17 protein-coding genes are annotated in these 19,163 nt (G+C 65.4%); 13 read left to right on the forward strand and 4 right to left on the reverse strand.

From position 1 onward, the window contains the following. The first annotated feature begins 2 nt into the window (after positions 1–2). A complete protein-coding gene (locus tag AC6JAM_RS18310; RefSeq protein WP_051081370.1) occupies positions 3–323 on the forward strand; it encodes a chorismate mutase in 321 nt (106 codons plus the stop codon). 27 nt (positions 324–350) lie between these two features. On the opposite strand, the gene AC6JAM_RS18315 is transcribed toward AC6JAM_RS18310, so the two are convergent. Beyond that, positions 351–740 (reverse strand): hypothetical protein, encoded by a 390-nt coding sequence (locus AC6JAM_RS18315; protein ID WP_018769352.1) that lies wholly within the window; start codon positions 738–740, stop codon positions 351–353. 132 nt (positions 741–872) lie between these two features. On the opposite strand from AC6JAM_RS18315, the gene AC6JAM_RS18320 reads away from it, so the two are divergent. The 6 genes from AC6JAM_RS18320 (at position 873) to pdxS (ending at position 9,141) form a co-directional block, all read left to right on the forward strand. Next, on the forward strand, positions 873–1,223 hold the full coding sequence (locus AC6JAM_RS18320; protein WP_018769351.1) for a DUF6504 family protein: 351 nt from the start codon (positions 873–875) through the stop codon (positions 1,221–1,223). Positions 1,224–1,242: 19 nt separating this feature from the next. Beyond that, positions 1,243–4,734, forward strand: a complete 3,492-nt coding sequence (locus AC6JAM_RS18325; protein WP_497935490.1) for a DNA polymerase III subunit alpha — start codon at positions 1,243–1,245, stop codon at positions 4,732–4,734. A 115-nt stretch (positions 4,735–4,849) separates the two neighbouring features. Beyond that, positions 4,850–6,859, forward strand: coding sequence for a threonine--tRNA ligase (gene thrS / locus AC6JAM_RS18330; protein WP_056390502.1), 2,010 nt, complete (start codon positions 4,850–4,852; stop codon positions 6,857–6,859). Positions 6,860–6,876: 17 nt separating this feature from the next. After that, entirely contained in the window at positions 6,877–7,464 is a 588-nt protein-coding gene (locus AC6JAM_RS18335; protein ID WP_018769348.1) for an HIT family protein, read from the forward strand. Then, on the forward strand, positions 7,454–8,077 hold the full coding sequence (pgsA, locus tag AC6JAM_RS18340) for a phosphatidylinositol phosphate synthase (RefSeq protein ID WP_134164696.1): 624 nt from the start codon (positions 7,454–7,456) through the stop codon (positions 8,075–8,077). Before AC6JAM_RS18335 ends, pgsA begins: the two co-directional genes overlap by 11 nt. A 137-nt stretch (positions 8,078–8,214) precedes the next feature. After that, complete coding sequence (gene pdxS / locus AC6JAM_RS18345; protein WP_026265780.1) at positions 8,215–9,141, forward strand: pyridoxal 5'-phosphate synthase lyase subunit PdxS; 927 nt, start codon at positions 8,215–8,217, stop codon at positions 9,139–9,141. A 231-nt stretch (positions 9,142–9,372) separates the two neighbouring features. Here pdxS and AC6JAM_RS18350 read toward each other — a convergent pair whose 3' ends face one another. Next, positions 9,373–11,385 carry a M3 family metallopeptidase gene (locus tag AC6JAM_RS18350; protein WP_056390498.1) on the reverse strand — a complete coding sequence of 671 codons (2,013 nt, stop codon included), beginning with the start codon at positions 11,383–11,385 and terminating at the stop codon, positions 9,373–9,375. Positions 11,386–11,530: 145 nt separating this feature from the next. On the opposite strand from AC6JAM_RS18350, the gene AC6JAM_RS18355 reads away from it, so the two are divergent. Next, entirely contained in the window at positions 11,531–12,913 is a 1,383-nt protein-coding gene (locus AC6JAM_RS18355) for a ferredoxin reductase family protein (protein ID WP_056390496.1), read from the forward strand. Positions 12,914–12,961: 48 nt separating this feature from the next. Here AC6JAM_RS18355 and AC6JAM_RS18360 read toward each other — a convergent pair whose 3' ends face one another. Beyond that, positions 12,962–13,717 carry a type 1 glutamine amidotransferase gene (locus tag AC6JAM_RS18360; RefSeq protein WP_497935495.1) on the reverse strand — a complete coding sequence of 252 codons (756 nt, stop codon included), beginning with the start codon at positions 13,715–13,717 and terminating at the stop codon, positions 12,962–12,964. Further along, a complete protein-coding gene (locus tag AC6JAM_RS18365) occupies positions 13,714–15,006 on the reverse strand; it encodes a Mur ligase family protein (protein ID WP_268003178.1) in 1,293 nt (430 codons plus the stop codon). The genes AC6JAM_RS18360 and AC6JAM_RS18365 overlap by 4 nt, the downstream gene beginning before the upstream one ends. Positions 15,007–15,096: 90 nt before the next feature. On the opposite strand from AC6JAM_RS18365, the gene pdxT reads away from it, so the two are divergent. From pdxT to ruvB, 5 genes are all read left to right on the forward strand, one after another. Further along, positions 15,097–15,807 (forward strand): pyridoxal 5'-phosphate synthase glutaminase subunit PdxT, encoded by a 711-nt coding sequence (gene pdxT, locus AC6JAM_RS18370; protein WP_026265778.1) that lies wholly within the window; start codon positions 15,097–15,099, stop codon positions 15,805–15,807. 3 nt (positions 15,808–15,810) lie between these two features. Continuing rightward, positions 15,811–16,566 (forward strand): YebC/PmpR family DNA-binding transcriptional regulator, encoded by a 756-nt coding sequence (locus tag AC6JAM_RS18375; protein ID WP_018769340.1) that lies wholly within the window; start codon positions 15,811–15,813, stop codon positions 16,564–16,566. A gap of 62 nt (positions 16,567–16,628) precedes the next feature. After that, positions 16,629–17,207, forward strand: coding sequence for a crossover junction endodeoxyribonuclease RuvC (ruvC, locus tag AC6JAM_RS18380; RefSeq protein WP_018769339.1), 579 nt, complete (start codon positions 16,629–16,631; stop codon positions 17,205–17,207). A gap of 89 nt (positions 17,208–17,296) precedes the next feature. Beyond that, on the forward strand, positions 17,297–17,941 hold the full coding sequence (ruvA, locus tag AC6JAM_RS18385; RefSeq protein WP_018769338.1) for a Holliday junction branch migration protein RuvA: 645 nt from the start codon (positions 17,297–17,299) through the stop codon (positions 17,939–17,941). After that, on the forward strand, positions 17,934–19,019 hold the full coding sequence (gene ruvB / locus AC6JAM_RS18390) for a Holliday junction branch migration DNA helicase RuvB (RefSeq protein WP_018769337.1): 1,086 nt from the start codon (positions 17,934–17,936) through the stop codon (positions 19,017–19,019). Before ruvA ends, ruvB begins: the two co-directional genes overlap by 8 nt. Positions 19,020–19,163: the final 144 nt, after the last annotated feature.

Here is a 19,163-nt window from a genome sequence, read left to right on the forward strand (position 1 = left end):
TGATGGCGACAATTCAAGGAAACGATAGGGATGCCCGGGCCGACAAGGAACAGCTCGCTGCCGTTCGGGTTGCCGTTGATGAGGTGGATGAACAGATTGTCACCCTCATTGCCCGCCGCGAACGGCTGATCAGGATCGCCGGGACCCTCAAGGGTGATGACGCAGAGGTGCGTGCCCCGGGCCGGGTGGAGCGGATCATCGAGCACGTCCGGTCCGCCGCAGAGAAAAAGGACATCGATCCGGACATCGTCGAAGCAACCTACCGGGCGATGATCTCCGCGTTTATTGAACTTGAACTGCGGATCCACAAAGAAAACAGCTGACCTGTTCCGGGGGCTGGCGGAGGAGCCCTAAAGGGCTTCCTCCACCGGCACCCCGTGCTGGAACTCCCGGCCGTCCGCCTCACTGAAGGCTGACAGGACATGGCCCTGCCCCAGCCCGGTCAAGGCCGTCGCGGGAAAGCTCCCGGTAATGCTGTTGTCCGAGTGGGACACTCCCGACAGGTCGTAGTCTTCCTCGATTCCCTGGTCCCGGTTGAACGAGTAGCAGGCGATTGCCTCCCCGTTCATGAACTCAATGCACAGCCGTCGTTGCATGGAATAATCCGGCGAGGCTCCCATCAGGCCCACCACATAGGCCCCGGAGTCCGGAATGGTGCCGTCGATGTCGAACCGTGCAACCAGGGTGGAGTCCTGGGTCTTGATGCTTGCCTGCTTCAGGAGTGCGTCATCGGTACTCATGCCATCATCCTGCTCCCTGCCGCACGCTCCGTCCACCCCCGCCTATGTTTTGCTGCCTCCCCGGCGTAGACTGGATTCGTTCGAATACATATTCGAATAAGGGTCAAAATCTGCAGCTGCAGGGAGGCGCACGTGGGCATGTTCAGCGAGTCCGTTGACGTGGTGTGCTCCGCTTCCGGGCAGCCGGAATCCCTGACGTGGGCAGGAACGTCATACATCGTCTGTGCCGAACCTGTCCGCTGGTATGAACGCCGGCAATGGTGGGCAGAGGATACCCGGGCTCCGCTGGGAAGCGGACCGGGCGTGGTGGACCACGAAATCTGGCGGGTCCAGGTACTGCCTGCCAAAGTGGCGTCCCGCCCGATGGGGCCAGGAGAACCTGCCGTTGCCGAACCCCTCACCCTTGACCTGACCCGCCATATCCGCAGTGGCCGTTGGCGGCTGCTGCGGATCCATGACGGCCTTCGCCCCAAAACCGCATGAATCCCCACCTCCCATCACCATGAGCTTTACCCACCTCCACGTTTCCACGGCATTTAGTGCCCACTACGGTGTCTCCTGGCCTGAAGAGCTGGCAATGGCGGCCGCAGCCGACGGCGCAACGGCCCTTGCCTGCACCGACCGGGACGGGCTGTACGGCACCATCAAGCACCTCAAGGCCTGCATGGCGGCGGGCATCGACCCCATAGTGGGGGTGGACCTTGCAGTATTTGACGACGACGGCGATCATCGCACACAGGTATCCGGCAGGGTGGTGGTGCTGGCCCGCGGCCACAACAACGGTGCCGGGTACCGTGCGCTGTGCCGGCTGGTTTCCGATGCCCACGCCAGGACCTCGGGGAAAGCCGGGGGAGCGGTGCCCGCCGCGGTCACCCGTGCCGAACTCGCCTCCCGCACCCTTGACCCCCAGACCCTCAAGCCGGTGCTGACCGTCCTGATTGGACCGGATTCCGACGTCGGACGGGCCATGGGTGGCCGGCGCTACCTGCGTCCACGGACCCTGTTCAAGCAATGGCTGGATGCCATGCCCGCTGGAACGGTCGTGGCGGAAATTGTCTCCCAGCTCAGCGCTCCGGGGACTCCCTTCAGCACCGCACATGCAGTCCGCATGCTCAGGCTCGCAGAGGAACACCACGTACCCGCCATCCTCACCAACGCCGTCAGGTACTGTGCCGCAGACGGCGCACCAACCGCCGACGTCCTGGATTCTGCCCGGACCCTGAAGTCCCTTCCGGAACTTGCAGGTGAACCGCTCCTGCAGCCCACCGGGCAGGGCTGGCTGAAAACCTCCGAACAAATGCTGGGACTGGGAAAGGAAATCATTTCCGCTGCCGGTTACGGTGCAGCAGACCTCAAACAGATGATGGCGCAAACAGAGGCGCTCGCCGACCTCTGCCGGATCGACCCCAGCACCGATATGGGGTGGAAGCAGCCAGTGGTTCCGGAAGCATCGGTTATTGGGATCAGCCAGGATCCGCACGCCGAACTTGTCCAGCGCTGCCATGCGGGAATCGGCAGGCGTTTCCCGGGGATCTCAGGAAAACCCGAACAGGAGATGCTGTCCCGGCTGGAGCATGAGCTTGGCATCATCCGGAACCTGGGTTTCTCCGCCTATTTCCTGACGGTGGCGGAGGTATCCCGCATGATCCAGGACATGGGGGTCCGGGCGGCCGCCAGGGGCTCAGGTGCCTCAAGCCTGGTCAACTACCTGATCGAGGTCAGCCATGTGAATCCCCTCCAGCATGACCTGATCTTTGAACGTTTCCTTTCCAACGACCGTGCCACCCTCCCTGACATTGACATCGATGTGGAAAGCGCGGAACGCCACAACGTGTACCACAGGATTTTTGACCGGTTCGGCCCGGAGCGCGTCACCCTGATGAGCATGCAGAACGGGTACCGGGCCCGGGGGGCGGTTCGCGACGCCGGGCTCGCGCTGGGCATGGACGACGGCGAGGTGGGGGAGATCGCCAAGCAGTTGTGGCGCTTTTCCGCCCGGAAGTTCCGTGAAGCCCTGCAGGAAAAGCCCGAGCTCCGGGAGTTCGCCGGCAGGGTGGAGCAGCGCGACATGGACGGGAACCAGCAGCTTGACCTCCTGGTGGACCTGACCGAACGCCTGGACCGGCTGCCCCGCCACATCTCCATGCACCCGTGCGGAGTGATCCTGGGCGATGCCACACTCCTGGACCGCACCCCGGTCCAGCCAAGCGGCCTGGGGCTGCCCATGAGCCAGTTCGACAAGCACGACATGGACCCCATGGGCATGCTCAAACTCGATGTCCTGGGGGTGCGCATGCAAAGCGCCATGGCCTTCGCAGTCCGGGAGATCATCCGCATCCACCCCAGCAAGAAGGACGTGGTGGAGGCAGGAAGGCACCCGGCAGGACCTGACGGAACAGGCCCTGACTACATCGCCGGGGACGGCCGGATCGACCTCAACGCCGTTCCCCTCGACGACGAACCGACATACCAGCTGATCAGGAGCACGCACACCCTGGGCTGCTTCCAGATTGAATCCCCGGGGCAGCGGGAGCTGATTGGAAAGATGGCACCCCGGGAGTTCAACGACCTCATCATCGATATTTCACTGTTCCGTCCCGGCCCCATGAAATCCGACATGGTGCGGCCCTTCCTGGAACACCGGCACGGGTTCGCCCCTGAGGTCTACCCCCACCCGGACCTTAAACCGGTGCTGCAGGAAACCCATGGGGTCACGGTGTTCCACGAACAGATCCTGAAAACCCTCGACATCATGACCGGCTGCGGGCTTGCCAAAGCCGACGAGTTCCGCAGGGCGCTGAGCAGCGACGACGGTGAAGCCAGGGTGGAGGAATACTTCCGGCGCAATGCAAAAACCAGGGGATACACCCCCGAAGTAGTGGACAAGGTATGGGGGACATTGAAGTCGTTCGCCAGTTTCGGCTTCTGCAAAGCCCACGGTGCTGCCTTCGCCGTCCCCACCTACCAGTCCGCCTGGCTTAAGACACACCACCCGGAAGCCTTCCTTGCCGGCTTATGGGAGCACGACCCCGGGATGTATCCCAAACGGCTGCTGGTGGCCGAAGCCCGCAGGCTCGGGATACCCATCCTTCCCCTGGACATCAACCGGAGCAAAGCTGAATACCGGGTGGAGCGGATCGAGTCCGGCCAGGACGCCGGCAGGCTGGGGATCCGGCTCAGCCTGAACGGGATCTACGGGCTGTCCGCAGCCGAATTGAAGCGGATAGTGGCAGGCCAGCCATATGACTCACTGGCAGACCTCCGCGCGCGCTCGCGGCTCAGCAAGCCAAGCATCAGGCGGCTCGCCCAGCTGGGAGCCTTTGATGCCCTGCACCGGGAAGCCGGGGGAACAGCCAACCGGGCCGACCTGGTGCAGCACCTGCAGCAGCTCCAGTCAGCCACTGGCGCGCGCAAAGGCGCCGACATCCTGGAGGGACAGCTGTCCCTACCCTTGGGCGATATTGAACTGCGCAACATCAAGCCCGGGCTTCCAGCCCCCACGCTGGTGGAAAACGTCCGGGCGGAACTGGACCTCATGGCCGTCGATGTCAGCACCCATCTGATGGAAAGCCACCGTCCCCTGCTGGAAAAGCTGGGCGTCACCACAGCCGATAAACTCCTCAGCCTGCGCAACGGGACCGAAGTGCTGGTGGCCGGGGTGCGGGTGGCAACCCAGACCCCTCCCATGCGCGGCGGACGGAGGGTGGTGTTCATCAGCATCGACGACGGCACCGGCTGCGTTGATTCGGTCTTCTTCCATGAGGCCCAGGAAAGTGCAGGGCCACTTTTGTTTGGCACCCGCCTGCTGCTGATCCGCGGCACCACCCGAAGGACCGGCCCCCGGGGGATCAGCCTGAGCGCAAGCATGGCCTGGGACCTCAGCCGCACCGAGACGCTGCCCTTCCCCGAGTCCTCGCCGGCGGCTGCCCAGGACGGCCCGCATCCCCTGGACGGCATCAGCAGGACGCTGGCGATTACCGGCTTTAACGGGTGAGCGTGCTGTGCGCCGCGTTGGTGGGCTCAACCGGAACCGATAGCATTGACGGTGGCTGGCTGTGGTCCCCGTATGCCACAAGCTATGAAGCCTCAACTTTGAATAGGAGACACCCGTGTCAGATGCCCAGCAGATCACCCTTCTCGTCGATGGCGAAGAGACCAAGGTGACTACCGGGACAACCGGTGCGGAACTCTTCTTTGAGCGCCGTGATGTTGTTGTGGCCCGCGTCAACGGCGAGCTGAAGGACCTGGACCAGGAACTGCCCGAAGGCGCCGAGGTGGAAGGCGTAACCATTGATTCGCCCGACGGCCTGAACGTCCTGCGCCACTCCACCGCCCACGTGATGGCACAGGCAGTGCAGCAGCTGCGCCCCGACGCCAAACTCGGCATTGGCCCCTACATCACCGACGGTTTCTACTTCGATTTCGACGTCGCCGAGCCTTTCACCCCCGAGGATCTCAAGACCCTCGAAAAGATGATGCTCAAGATCGTCAACCAGAACCAGAAATTCGTCCGCCGCGTGGTCAGCGAGGACGAGGCCCGCGAAGCCATGAAGAACGAGCCCTACAAGATCGAACTGCTCGGCAAGAAGAACGACGCTGCCGAGGCAGGCGAGGGCGTGAACGTCGAGGTCGGCGCCGGTGACATCACCATCTACGACAACGTGGAGCGCAAGGAAGGCACCACCGTCTGGTGTGACCTCTGCCGCGGCCCGCACCTGCCCAACACCAAGATGATCTCCAACGCCTTCGCGCTGACCCGTTCGTCGTCGGCGTACTGGCTGGGCAACCAGAAAAACCAGCAGCTGCAGCGCATCTACGGAACCGCGTGGCCCACCAAGGAAGCGCTGAAGGCATACCAGGAGCGCATTGCCGAGGCCGAACGCCGCGACCACCGCAAGCTCGGCTCGGAACTCGACCTCTTCTCCTTCCCGGACGAACTGGGCTCCGGGCTGCCCGTCTTCCACCCCAAGGGCGGCATCATCCGCAAGGAGATGGAGGACTACTCCCGCCAGCGCCACGTCGAGGCCGGCTACGAGTTCGTCTACACCCCCCACATCACCAAGGGCCACCTCTACGAGGTCTCCGGCCACCTGGACTGGTACAAGGACGGCATGTTCCCCGCCATGCACGTGGACGCCGAACTCAACGAGGACGGCACCGTGCGCAAGCCCGGCCAGGACTACTACCTGAAGCCGATGAACTGCCCCATGCACAACCTCATCTTCCGCTCCCGCGGCCGGTCCTACCGTGAACTGCCCCTCCGGCTGTTTGAATTCGGATCGGTCTACCGCTACGAGAAATCCGGCGTGGTCCACGGCCTCACCCGCGTCCGTGGAATGACACAGGACGACGCCCACATCTACTGCACCCGCGAGCAGATGAAGGACGAACTCACCAAGACCCTGACCTTTGTCCTGGACCTGCTCAAGGACTACGGCCTGAACGACTTCTACCTGGAGCTGTCCACCAAGGACCCGGAAAAGTACGTGGGCGACGACGCCACCTGGGAGGAAGCCACCAGAACCCTTGCCGAGGTGGCCCAGGAGTCCGGGCTGGAGCTGGTGCCCGATCCGGGCGGAGCGGCGTTCTACGGCCCCAAGATTTCCGTGCAGGCCAAGGATGCACTGGGCCGCACCTGGCAGATGTCCACCATCCAGCTGGACTTCAACCTGCCCGAACGCTTCGAACTGGAATTCCAGGCCGCCGATGGCAGCCGGCAGCGGCCGGTGATGATCCACCGTGCGCTCTTCGGCTCGGTGGAGCGGTTCATGGGCGTCCTCACCGAGCACTACGCCGGCGCGTTCCCCGCCTGGCTGGCTCCGGTCCAGGTGGTGGGCATCCCCGTGGCGGAGGCGTTCAACGAGTACATGTTCGACGTCGTCGACCAGCTTAAGGCCGAGGGCATCCGCGCCGAGGTGGATACGTCCTCGGACCGGTTCCCCAAGAAGATCCGCACCGCCAGCAAGGACAAGATCCCGTTCGTGCTGATCGCCGGCGGCGACGACGCGGAGGCCGGCGCCGTTTCCTTCCGTTTCCGCGACGGCAGCCAGGACAACGGCGTGCCCGTGTCGGAAGCGGTCAAGCGGATCACCGACGCCGTCCGCAACCGGACCAGCTAGCGAACGGAAGCAGCACAGTGCAGGAGAACACAGGCGCAGGATATCCAGGCGATGCCGGCGTTACCGACGACTTCGCCCTCGCCGGTGTCCCCGACGCCTTCCAGCGCCTGTGGACTCCGCACCGGATGGCCTACATCAAGGGCGGGCAGCACCAGTTCAAGAATGAGAACGACTGCCCGTTCTGCGTGGGCCCCGCCCGCACCGACGAAGAGGCGCTCATCGTCTACCGCGGCCGGACCTGCTACGTGGTGCTGAACCTGTTCCCCTACAATCCCGGGCACCTTCTGGTGTGTCCGTACCGGCATATTCCGGACTACACGGACCTCACGGTCGAAGAAACCGCCGAATTTGCCGACCTAACCCAGACGGCAATGCGGGTCCTGCGCAAGGTGTCCAATCCCGGCGGCTTCAACCTGGGCATGAACCAAGGGGTTGTGGGCGGAGCCGGCATCTCGGCGCACCTGCACCAGCACATCGTTCCGCGGTGGGGCGGGGACGGCAATTTCTTCCCCATCATCGCCCAAACCAAGGCCATCACCCAGACCCTTGACGAGGTCCGGAGACAAGTGGCCGAAGCCTGGCCCGGGGAGTCGGATGCTGAATAGGCATGCCCGCGGTTTTTTCACCGCACTGTTCACCCCGCTGGCCCGCTGGCTCCTGAAGATCGGTGTCTCCCCGGATGCGGTAACCATCCTCGGAACTGCAGGTGTTGCGGCCGGAAGCCTGGGCTTCTACCCGCTGGGGCAGCTCTTCTGGGGCACGCTCTTCATCACTGCTTTCATCTTCTCGGACGTCCTGGACGGCATCATGGCCCGGATGCAGGGTGTGAAGAGCCGCTGGGGGAACTTCCTCGACTCCACCCTGGACCGGGTTGCCGACGGTGCCCTCTTCGCCGGGGTGTCCGTCTGGTTCTTCACCGGCGGCAACAACATGGCCATCGCCGTGGCCGCCCTGCTCTGCCTTGTCCTGGGCATGGTTGTCTCCTACGCCCGGGCGAAGGCGGAGTCGCTGGGCTTCACGGCCAACGTGGGGATCGCCGAGCGGGCGGAACGCCTGGTATCCATCCTGGTGGTGACCGGCCTGACCGGCCTGGGCCTCCCGCCGGTGGTGCTCCTGGTCACACTGGTCCTCCTGGCGGCGGCCAGCCTCATCACCGTCGTTCAGCGCGTTGTCTCGGTACGCCGGCAGGCATTGGCAGAGCCCACGCCCGCAGATTAGACATGATTAAGCCTGCCGTGCGGCGGGGGACTAGTATATAAGTGCCCGGTCAAGCGACCCGGCAATCCGTGCGTGCACCTCCGGCAGCTGCCGCCGCATGCCCGGCGAAGATCATCTGTCTACCCATAGGGGTTTTTGTGTCTACACCTGATGTAAGCAACGAGGCCGGTTCGTCCGCGAACAGCGTCACGGGCAGCAGCCGCGTGAAGCGTGGCATGGCCGAGATGCTCAAGGGCGGCGTCATCATGGACGTCGTCAACGTCGAGCAGGCCCGCATCGCCGAAGACGCCGGTGCCGTGGCAGTCATGGCGCTGGAGCGTGTTCCGGCCGATATCCGTGCCCAGGGCGGCGTGTCCCGCATGTCCGATCCCGACATGATCGACCAGATCATTGATGCCGTGTCCATCCCGGTCATGGCCAAGGCCCGCATCGGCCACTTTGTCGAGGCCCAGGTCCTGCAGTCCCTTGGTGTCGACTACATCGACGAGTCCGAGGTCCTGACCCCCGCCGACTACATCAACCACATCGACAAGTGGAACTTCAAGGTTCCCTTCGTCTGTGGCGCCACCAACCTCGGTGAGGCCCTGCGCCGCATCAACGAGGGCGCGGCCATGATCCGCTCCAAAGGCGAAGCCGGCACCGGCGACGTCTCCAACGCCACCGGACACATGCGCAAGATCCGCTCCGAGATCGCCCGGCTGTCCTCCCTGCCCGAGGACGAGCTCTACGTCGCGGCCAAGGAACTGCAGGCCCCGTATGAACTGGTCAAGGAAGTTGCCGCCGCCGGCAAGCTGCCCGTCGTCCTGTTCACCGCCGGCGGCATCGCCACCCCCGCTGACGCGGCCATGATGATGCAGCTCGGTGCCGACGGCGTCTTCGTCGGCTCCGGCATCTTCAAGTCCGGCAACCCCGCCCAGCGCGCGGCCGCCGTCGTCAAGGCCACCACCTTCTTCGACGACCCCGACGTCATCGCCAAGGCCTCCCGCGGCCTCGGCGAAGCCATGGTGGGCATCAACGTCGACGAGATCCCCCAGCCGCACCGCCTCGCCGAACGCGGCTGGTAACACCCTCCTCGCGTCCTCTTTGGGCGCCTGGCGGCGCTGATCCTCTGCACGCTATTCCCCGCGCCTCGTTTGGCGGCTTTGTCGCTGGTCGGGGCGCGGGGCCCCTTTTACGCGCGCTGCCGGATAACCCCCGCCTGTCGCTGGTGGTCGCCTCACCTAAGTAATGACGACGCCGGTTCCTCACCTTCTTTCGGTGGGGGACCGGCGTCGTACTTCTTTAAGGTCAGGGGGTTACTCCAGGCCGCGGCGCCTTAGCAGGGGGTCCAGCTGTGCGTCGCGGCCCCTCACGATGCGGAACGATTCCAGCGGGTCGCGGCTGTTGCCCCGGGAGAGCAACTCCTGCCGGAAGCGTTCGCCGTTCGCCCTGGTTAGGCCGCCGTTCTCCTTGAACCAGTCAACGGTCTCTGCGTCCAATACTTCGCTCCAGATATAGGAGTAGTAGCCCGCCGCGTATCCGTCCCCGGCGAAGATGTGCTGGAAGTACCCGGTGCGGTACCGGGGCGGAATCAGGCGATGGGCGATCCCGGCGGAAGCCAGGGCCTTGGCCTCAAACTCCAGCACATCGTCAGGGGCACCGCCCGGTTCCAGCACATGCCACGCCAGGTCAAGAAGGGCAGCTCCCAGGTATTCGGTGGTGGCGAATCCCTCGCCCCAGAGCCGGGATTCCTCCAGCCGGTCCACGATGTCCTGCGGCAGCGGCTCGCCGGTGATGTGGTGGCGTGCGTAGTTGGACACTACATCCGGCCACATGATCCACATTTCGTTCACCTGCGACGGGTACTCCACGAAATCCCGCGGCACCGCGGTGCCTGAAAAGCGCGGATAGGTAACGCTCGACAACAGGCCGTGCAGCGCGTGGCCGAACTCGTGGAAAAGGGTCCGCAGTTCGTCCAGGGTGAGAAGCGTCGGTTCACCCGCGGGCGGCTTGGAAATATTCAGGGTATTGATCACCACGGGCCGGGTGCCCAGCAGCGCCGATTGGTCCACGAGCGAGTTCATCCAGGCCCCGCCGCGCTTCGATTCGCGCGCGTAGTAGTCGCCCAGGAACAGCCCCAGGACGGAGCCGTCCTCGTTGCGGACCTCCCAGATACGCACGTCAGGGTGGTAGCCGTGGAGGTCGGTCCGCTCGTGGAAGGTGATGCCGTACAGGGATGTGGCCGCAAAAAACACGCCGTCGTTAATGGTGCGGTTGAGTTCAAAGTACGGCCGGAGTGCCTGTTCGTCGACGTCGTACTTTTCCCGCCGCACCTTGGCCGAGTAGTAGGCCCAGTCCCACGCTTCCAGCGGCTGGCCGGCAACCCCGGCCAGCGCCGCCGCCTCGGCGTCGGCGTTGCGGATGGCGGCCGGTGCCATCCGGCCCAGCATGGTCCGGACCGCTTCGAAGTCCGGCGCCGTCTGCCGGTCAACCACAAGTTCGGCATAGTTGGCGAACCCCAGCAGACGTGCCTTCTCCGCCCTCAGCCCGGCCATGTCCCGGGCCAGGTCCAGGACATCCAGGCTGCCGCCGTCACTGCCCCTCGCCACGGAGGCTTCGAACAGGCGACGGCGGACGTCACGGTTCTCGAGTGCGGCGAGGGCAGGCTGGTTGCCGGGCTGGATCAGGGTGAGCAGGTATTTGCCGTCGTGTCCGGCGGCGCGGGCTGCAACCGCTGCGCTGGCGACGTCATCGGCCGGCAGCCCCGCCAGGTCGCCCGCGTCATCCAGCAGCAGTGCGGCGGACTTCATTCCTTCCTTGACCCGCTGGCCGAACTCGGTGCCCAGGCGCGCCAGTTCGGCGTTGATGGCGCGCAGCCGCTCCTGGCCCGGCGCATCCAGCTGGATGCCTGACTGGCGGAACTCTTTGAGGTATTCCTCCACCAGGCGGGCCGACTCGGGATCGCAAGTGTCCGTATCGATGGCGGCGAAGCGTTCGAACAAGGCCCTGTTGAGGTACACCTCGTCCTGGTGGGCCTGGAAGCGCGGGGACAGTTCTGTCTCCAGCTCCCGGATTTCCTGCGACGCATCTGCCGACACCAGGGTGAAGAACGCCGCGGCTGACCGGTTCAGCAACTGCCCGGAACGTTCCATGGCCAGGGCCGTGTTCTCGAATGTCGCGGGCTGGGCGTTGCCGGCGATGGCCCCGATCTCGTCCAGGTGCGCGGACAACCCTGCGTTGATGGCTTCACGGTACTGCTCCACGGCGATGGTTTGGAACGGTGGAAGGCCGTAGGGCAGGGGACTGGCGGAAAGGAGCGGGTTCGTCATGGGGTAAACCTTTCACAGCGGGGCACGCTTCTCAATCGGGGGATGGAGGATGCGCTCCCAGCCTGTGTCCCTACAATTGCCGCTATGGGGCCCGGCACGGGCCGCATTCGACGCGACCTGCATGGCACGCGCAAAAGGCAGGGCAATGACGAAGGGACCGTGGCCCATGACCAAGGTTGGCAGCAGGCCCGGGACCGACTTCCTGGGCATTCCGTTCCGATGGCTGGGGCCCGGCGCCATCATGGTGCTGGTGGCGGTGTACGGCGTCTTCTGGTTACTGGCACGCCCTGCCGGCGAACCTGTCCTGGGGCATGTTGGGCAGCTCTTCGGTGGCGAGTCCGTCTTGTTGTATTCGATCGCGCTGGTCCTGGTCAGCACCCTCCCCCACGTCGAGCCGATTTTTGGTGGCATTGACCACGCCGCCATTTGGCACCGCAGGGCGGCGATTACGGCAACCATCCTGTTGCTGCCGCATATTGAACTTGCCGCCAATCCGGGAGCAACCAGCCTGGGCAAGACGTTGGCAGTGGTTGCCATCAGCGGCCTGGCCGCGTTGGTGGTGTGGGCAGTCCTGCCGCGCTGGCGGACGATGCTTCCCGCACCTCTCCGCCGCCTGGTCCTGGCATCTCTTGGAACCCAGCCGGTCCAAATGGCGGCCCGCGTGCTGGGTGGCTACGAGCGGTGGCGGGGCTTCCACCGGCTGACCGGCTTGTTCCTGGCCGCCGGCTTCCTGCACGGCCTGCTCGACGCCAGCGCGTTTGAGGCCGTGCCCGCGCTCCGGTGGAGTTACGTGGTTATCGGCGGGACGGGACTGGGGTTCTACGCCTACCGCGAGCTGCTGTCGCGGCATTTCCTGCCGCACCACGACTACCAGGTTGCGTCCGTCCGGCCCGTTGCGCCGGACCTGGTGGAAGTGGCGCTCCGTCCCCTGGGCCGGCCGCTGGATTTCAGGCCGGGCCAGTTCGCCATGGTCTACCTGGAAACAGCAGAGGGCTGGCAGCGGCACCCATTCTCCATCTCGGGACCGGCAGAGGAAGGTGGAATCAGCATCACGGTCAAGGCGCTGGGCGACCATACAGCCAGGCTTCCGGACGTGGTCCAGCCGGGGATGCCGGCCGTGGTCGGTGGGCCCTACGGACGCTTTGACCGGCACCGCGGCACGTCCCATCAGGCCTGGATCGCCGGCGGTGTGGGAATCACGCCCTTCCTCAGCTGGCTGCGGTCACTGGACGGGGAGCTCCACGAAGACGTCCACTTCTTCGTGACCTCGGCAGGTCCGTCGCCCTTTGCCGACGAGATCACTGCCGCCGCCTGGAATCAGCCACGGCTCACGGTCCATCTGGTGGACACCGAGGCGGATGGCCGGCTCACCCCGGAGGCAGTCCTGGCCGCAGTGGGAACCGAACCACGCCAGCTGTCGGTTTTCATGGGCGGACCGGATCCCATGCTGCGGCAGTTCCGCAAAGCCTTCCGGGCCGCCGGAGTCCGCCGGGCCAACATCCACCGGGAGTACTTCCAGTGGCGTTGACCGGGATGCCGCACCTCTGCCGGTAACCCGGGTCAGTAGTCTTTTTGGTCAGCGCGGCCGGCGGGCAGCGTGCTCCCGGGCCAGGACGGCATAGGTGTCGTCCGGGTTGCCGGGGGAGAAGCTGCCGAACTTGCGCTCCGCTGCGGTGCGGATGAGGAAGTCGGCGATGGCGGGGTTCTTCGGCAGCAGCGAGCCGTGCAGGTAGCTGGCCACGATGTTGCGGTAGCGGGCCCCTTCATGGCCGTCGTTGCTGTTGTTGCCCGTTCCCTTGGCTACGGTACCGAGTGGCCGCACACCGCTGCCCAGCGTGGTTTGGCCGCTGTGGTTTTCGTAGCCGAGGACGTCGCCGAACTCATTGGTTGAGACTTTGACGTTGCCGATCAGGCGCTCATCGGTGCCGTGGGTTTCCACGTCCAGGATGCTGATGCCCGGGATGACAGCGCCGGTGCGGGTTTTGAAGAACCGGCCAAAAAGCTGGTACAGGCCGCAAATGACCAGCATCGGCGCACCATCCTCGGCCAGCTCCTTGAGCTGGCCGGCCCGGGCCTGCAGGTCGTCCTGGATCACCAGTTGCCCGCTGTCCTGCCCGCCGCCGCCGACAATGATGTCCACGCCCTCGGGAAAAGGATCGCCCACGTTGTATTCGAGCAGTTCAGGGGTGTACCCGTGCCAGGAAATGCGGCGCTGCAGGACCAGGGCATTGCCCCAGTCGCCGTAGATGTTCATGTCGCGCGGGTACAGCTGCACCACCCGGAGGGTGCCCTTGGACTGGCCGCCGGCCGTCGCTGCTTCTGCAGGATTCACGAGACAACCTCCACGGTGGTGATTTTGGACAGCTCGCGGCGGATGGCCAGCATAGCGGTGTAGGTGCAGAAAATCCGTTTGGGCTTGCCCTGGCCCTCCCGGATAAAGGCTGCCAGGGCGGCCGGGATGTCGGTCTGCACCGCTCCGACCTGGACGTCGTCGTACTGGAGCCGCAGCGCCATGTCGTAGGCGCGCGACCCGCTTATCATTTCCACCCCCGCCCCGCGCAGGGAATCGAATTCCACGTCCCACAGCCAGGACATGTCCCGCCCGTCGGCGTAGTTGTCGTTGATGGCGATCATGGTGGCGTACCCGGCGGCGGGGAAGGATTTCAGTCCCAGCCGGAAACCGCTGGGGTTCTTCACCAGCACCAGGTCCAGCGGCTGGCCGTCCACGGTGAGGCTTTCGCCGCGGCCGAAGGCCGGCGCCACCCGGGACAGCGCGTCCAGCAAAGTGGCGTGGTCGGCGGTGGCGGCGCCACCGCCGCAGATGCTGCGGGCCAGCGTCAGCGCAGCAGCCGCGTTAAAGATGTTGTAGACGCCTCGCAGCTTCATCGCCGTGGTGACCGTCCCGCCGTCGTACTCAAACTCGGCGCTGTCCGCGCCCACTTTGCGGAGCACGACGTCGGCTGCCGGCTTTTCCGGCAGGCCCGCCGGCGCGGGGCTCCCCGGAGCGGCACGCATGTCGTCGTCATTGGGAAAGGTGCCCAGCAGGGAGTCGTCAAGGCCGAAGTACTTGACCTCCTGGCCGGTCAGTGTATCCGCGATCCTGGAAACGCGGGGGTCCTCGCGGTTCAGGACCACGGTTCCTGTGGTCTTGGAAGCGATGTGCTGCAGGAGCTGTGCCGTTTTGTCGATCTCGCCGAAACGGTCCAGTTGGTCACGCAGAACGTTCAGCAAGAGGCAGTAGCGGGGCGGGACGCTGTTCACGAAATGGACCGCATGGGCTTCGTCCAGTTCCAGCACCGCGACGTCCGCGTCCAGCCTGCCGCGCCAGTCCACCTCGCCGAGGAGGGCCGCCGCCACGCCCCGGGTGAAGTTGCTGCCGGTCCGGTTCGTGAAGACCTTCAGGCCCTGGCTCTCCAGCAGTTCGACCACCATCTTGGTGGTGGTCGTCTTGCCGTTGGTACCGCTGACCACCGCCACACCATGGGGCAGCGTGGTGAGCGTCCGCCGCATGAAGCCGGGATCGATTTTCTCGACCACCAGTCCTGGAAGTGCGGACCCGCCGCCCCGCAGCCGGGACACCCTGCGGACCAGCTTGCCGAGCGGAACACTGAAGAAGACCATGTTTTGAATATATCCCAGCAGCGGCATGCAACCTTTGCCGGGGCCTCCGAGTGGCAGCAGCCATGGAGGGAGGGCCCGTATGCTGGAGGGATGACGAATCCCCCCTCTGCTGCTCCTGCGCGCGTGGGCTCAGGCCTGCGGATCGGCGTCCTGGCCCTCCAGGGAGACTTCCGCGAACACCTCCGCGCCGCCGAAGCCACCGGCGCGCAGGGCGTGGCTGTCCGCCGCCCGGAGGAGCTGGACGGCCTGGACGGCCTTATCATTCCCGGTGGCGAATCCACCACCATCGACAAGCTGGCGAGGGCCTTCGACCTTGCAGACCCGCTCCGGAAGTACATCGCCGAGGGACTGCCGGTCTATGGCTCCTGCGCAGGGATGATCCTGCTTGCCTCGGACATCGCCGATCCTGCCACCGATCTTTCGGGCGCCCCCCAGCAGACGTTCGGCGGCCTGGACATCACCGTCCGCCGCAACGCCTTTGGCCGGCAGCGCGAGTCCTTCGAAACCGATCTGGAGTTCAAGGGCCTGGAATTCAGCGCCACGGAATCAGGCGTGGCACCCGTGCACGCTGTCTTCATCCGCGGTCCGTGGGTGGAGCGGGTCGGTGCGGACGTGGAGGTCCTGGCGCAGGTGGAACCGGCGGACCCCGGCCAGGCGTCCCACGCCGCAGCGCTGCCCGGGACGGCTAGAATTGTCGCAGTGCGTTCCGGCCAGCTGCTGGCCACCTCCTTCCACCCGGAAGTGACCGGCGAGAAACGCGTACACGAACTTTTTATCCGCATGATCAGAGGAGAAGCGTAAAGCATGTCAGGCCACTCCAAATGGGCAACGACCAAGCACAAAAAGGCGATCATTGACAGCCGCCGCGCAAAGTCGTTTGCCAAACTGATCAAGAACATCGAAGTTGCCGCCCGGATGGGTGGACCGGACCTCGCCGGCAACCCCGGCCTGGAACTGGCCGTTACCAAGGCCAAGAAAACGTCCGTCCCCAACGACAACATTGACCGCGCCATCAAGCGCGGCGCCGGGCTCACCGGTGAAGTGGTGGACTACACCGAAATCATGTACGAGGCCCGCGGGCCCCAGGGCTCAGCCCTGCTGATCGAGTGCCTTACCGACAACAAGAACCGGGCGGCTTCCGAAGTAAGGCTGGCCATCTCCCGCAACGGCGGCACCATCGCGGACCCGGGCTCCGTCAGCTACCTCTTCACCCGCAAGGGTGTTGTGAACCTGCCCAAGAACGGCCTGAGCGAGGACGACGTCCTGATGGCCGTCCTCGACGCAGGCGCGGAGGAAGTCAAGGACAACGGCGAGACCTTCGAGATCCATTCGGAGCCGGGAGATCTTCCCGCCATCCGCGAAGCACTCAAGGAAGCCGGCATCGAGTACGACACCGACGAAGTTGAGTTCGTGCCCTCAATGCAGGTTGAGCTGGATGTGGACGGCGCCCGCAAGTTCCTGAAGCTTGCCGACGCCCTCGAGGACCTCGACGACGTCCAGAACGTGTACAGCAACGCCGACCTCAGCGACGAAGTCCAGGCCGCCCTGGAATCCGAGTGACGTCCCGCCTTGCCGGCTAGTGCGTCCCCGGAGGCTGTGCCGGGCACTTCGATGGGGGCCGGGTGACACTCCGCGTCCTCGGCGTTGATCCCGGCCTCACCCGGTGCGGCATTGGCGTGGTGGATGTTGAGCGGAACCGGCGGGCCAGCATGGTGGCCGTCGGCGTGGTAGGCACGTCCCCTGAGGAGACGCTGGACCGGCGCCTGCTGGTGATCGCCACGGCAATTGACGAATGGCTTGACCGCTACGAGCCGGACGTCCTCGCCGTCGAACGCGTCTTTTCCCAGCTCAACGTCAGCACGGTGATGGGCGTAGCCCAGGCTTCCGGCGTGGTCATCGCTGCGGCGGCCCGCCGGGGAATTCCGGTGGCGCTGCACACGCCATCAGAGGTCAAGGCCGCCGTGACCGGGAGCGGGTCCTCCAACAAGGACGCCGTGACCAAGCTGGTTACCAAGATCCTCCGCCTTGACGCGCCGCCGCGTCCGGCCGACGCCGCCGACGCGCTGGCGCTGGCCATCACGCACGCGTGGCGGGCCGGAAGCGGCGCGGCCGTGGCCACCACAGGTCCCGGCAGTTCATCCCTGACTCCCGCGCAGCGGGCATGGGCCGAGGCGGAGGCGAAGGCGCGCCGTGCACGCTGATTGTCCCTGCTGCTTGCTAGGGTATTCGTAAATATGTTCGGATAGCCGGGCCCTCACTGAGAGGCCGGCGGTACAACGGGAGCCCGGCCTTGATCAGTTTCCTCCGCGGAACCGTAGCGCATGTTGGCCTGTCCACGGCCGTGATAGACCTCAACGGTGCCGGGATGAGCGTCAACGCCACGCCCCAGACGCTCAGCAGGCTGCACGTGGGTGAACAAGGCCAGCTGTTCACCTCCCTGATCGTGCGGGAAGACTCGCTGACGCTCTTTGGCTTCGCCTCCGACGACGAACGCGAGGTCTTCGACATCCTGCTGAGTGTCAGCGGCGTCGGTCCCCGGCTTGCGCTTGCAGTCCTGGCCGTCCACGATCCCGAAGCAATCAGGGTTGCCGCGCACACAGGGGACAGCAAGACCTTCACGAAGGTCCCCGGAATCGGCCCCAAGGTGGCCGGCAGGATAGTGCTGGAGCTGGCTGGAAAGCTCGTCCCGCACGGAACCGCCGCGGCCCCCGGTGCCGCCACGCCCGCAGAAGCTGCCTGGAAGCCCCAGGTGGTGGCCGCCATGACCAGCCTGGGCTGGTCCGAAAAGGACGCCTCCACCAGCATCGACAAAGCCCTTGCGGAGGACCCGGAAGTGTCCTTCCGCGGCAACGTGCCCGAAATCCTGCGCACCACCCTTCGCTGGCTGGGCCAGGACGGCGCCCGGGCAGGCAACCGCGTAGGCACCCGTGGCTGAACCGTCCCTGGTCGCAGCGGGGGAGGAGCCGGAGGAGCGTGCCATTGAGGCGGCGCTCAGGCCCAAGAACCTTGACGACTTCGTTGGCCAGCACCGGGTGCGCAAGCAGCTGTCGCTGGTGCTCCAGGCGTCCCGGATGCGCGGACGGACTGCCGACCACGTGCTGTTCTCCGGGCCGCCCGGCCTGGGCAAGACCACCCTGGCGATGATCGTTGCCGCCGAGATGAACGCGCCGCTGCGCCTCAGCAGCGGACCTGCCATCCAGCACGCCGGCGACCTCGCAGCAATCCTGTCCTCGCTCTCTGAGGGCGAGGTCCTGTTCCTGGACGAGATCCACCGCATGTCCCGGCCTGCAGAGGAAATGCTCTACATGGCAATGGAGGACTTTCGCGTTGACATCGTGGTGGGCAAAGGGGCCGGTGCCACCGCCATCCCGCTCGAGCTGCCGCCGTTCACCCTGGTGGGCGCCACCACCCGCGCGGGACTGCTGCCGGGACCGCTGCGCGACCGGTTCGGCTTCACCGGGCACCTCGAGTTCTACTCGGTTCCGGAGCTGGAACTGGTGCTGCGGCGTTCTGCCGGACTGCTGGACCTGAAGGTCAACTCGGCCGGCTTCGCCGAAATCGCCGGCCGTTCCCGCGGCACTCCCCGTATTGCCAACCGGCTGTTGCGGCGCGTCCGGGACTGGGCGCTGGTGCACGGCGTCGAACAAATCGACGCCAGGACCGCGTCCGCTGCCCTGGACATGTATGAGGTGGACAAAAAGGGTCTGGACCGGCTGGACCGGGCCGTCCTCGACGCACTCATCACCAAGTTCGGCGGCGGTCCGGTCGGACTGTCCACCCTCGCCATCGCCGTCGGTGAAGAAACCGAAACCGTTGAGACAGTCGCCGAACCGTTCCTGGTCCGGGAGGGCCTGCTGGGGCGTACGCCCCGCGGCAGGATTGCCATGGCACCGGCATGGACGCACCTGGGCTATGCCATCCCGTCCGGCGTCTTCGCGCAGGAGCAACTGGACCTTTTCGAGCCCGCCGGGGGCGATGCCGCGGCGGGGGACTGGGCCCCGGAGAGCCAATAGCAGGCTCCCTTCAGCTTTTCCCTTTAGACTGGTATGACGCCCGGCACGTTCGGGTCTTTGTTTCGCGGGTGGCCCTGACGCCCCCGTCGCTTGGGGAAGGAACATGTCAGGCGTTCTGCCTGCACCGCAAACCCGCCCCGGCCG

Source organism: Arthrobacter sp. GmRoot5-12 (assembly GCF_059739365.1).

What these genes read in the sequence shown, in the direction of transcription:
- AC6JAM_RS18310 (WP_051081370.1), top strand. Translation starts at nt 3, where the DNA reads ATGGCGACAATTCAAGGAAACGATAGGGATGCCCGGGCCGACAAGGAA.
- AC6JAM_RS18355 (WP_056390496.1), top strand. Translation starts at nt 11,531, where the DNA reads ATGACGAAGGGACCGTGGCCCATGACCAAGGTTGGCAGCAGGCCCGGG.
- AC6JAM_RS18350 (WP_056390498.1), bottom strand. Translation starts at nt 11,385, where the DNA reads ATGACGAACCCGCTCCTTTCCGCCAGTCCCCTGCCCTACGGCCTTCCA.
- AC6JAM_RS18365 (WP_268003178.1), bottom strand. Translation starts at nt 15,006, where the DNA reads ATGGTCTTCTTCAGTGTTCCGCTCGGCAAGCTGGTCCGCAGGGTGTCC.
- AC6JAM_RS18315 (WP_018769352.1), bottom strand. Translation starts at nt 740, where the DNA reads ATGAGTACCGATGACGCACTCCTGAAGCAGGCAAGCATCAAGACCCAG.
- AC6JAM_RS18375 (WP_018769340.1), top strand. Translation starts at nt 15,811, where the DNA reads ATGTCAGGCCACTCCAAATGGGCAACGACCAAGCACAAAAAGGCGATC.
- pdxT (WP_026265778.1), top strand. Translation starts at nt 15,097, where the DNA reads ATGACGAATCCCCCCTCTGCTGCTCCTGCGCGCGTGGGCTCAGGCCTG.
- AC6JAM_RS18325 (WP_497935490.1), top strand. Translation starts at nt 1,243, where the DNA reads ATGAGCTTTACCCACCTCCACGTTTCCACGGCATTTAGTGCCCACTAC.
- pgsA (WP_134164696.1), top strand. Translation starts at nt 7,454, where the DNA reads ATGCTGAATAGGCATGCCCGCGGTTTTTTCACCGCACTGTTCACCCCG.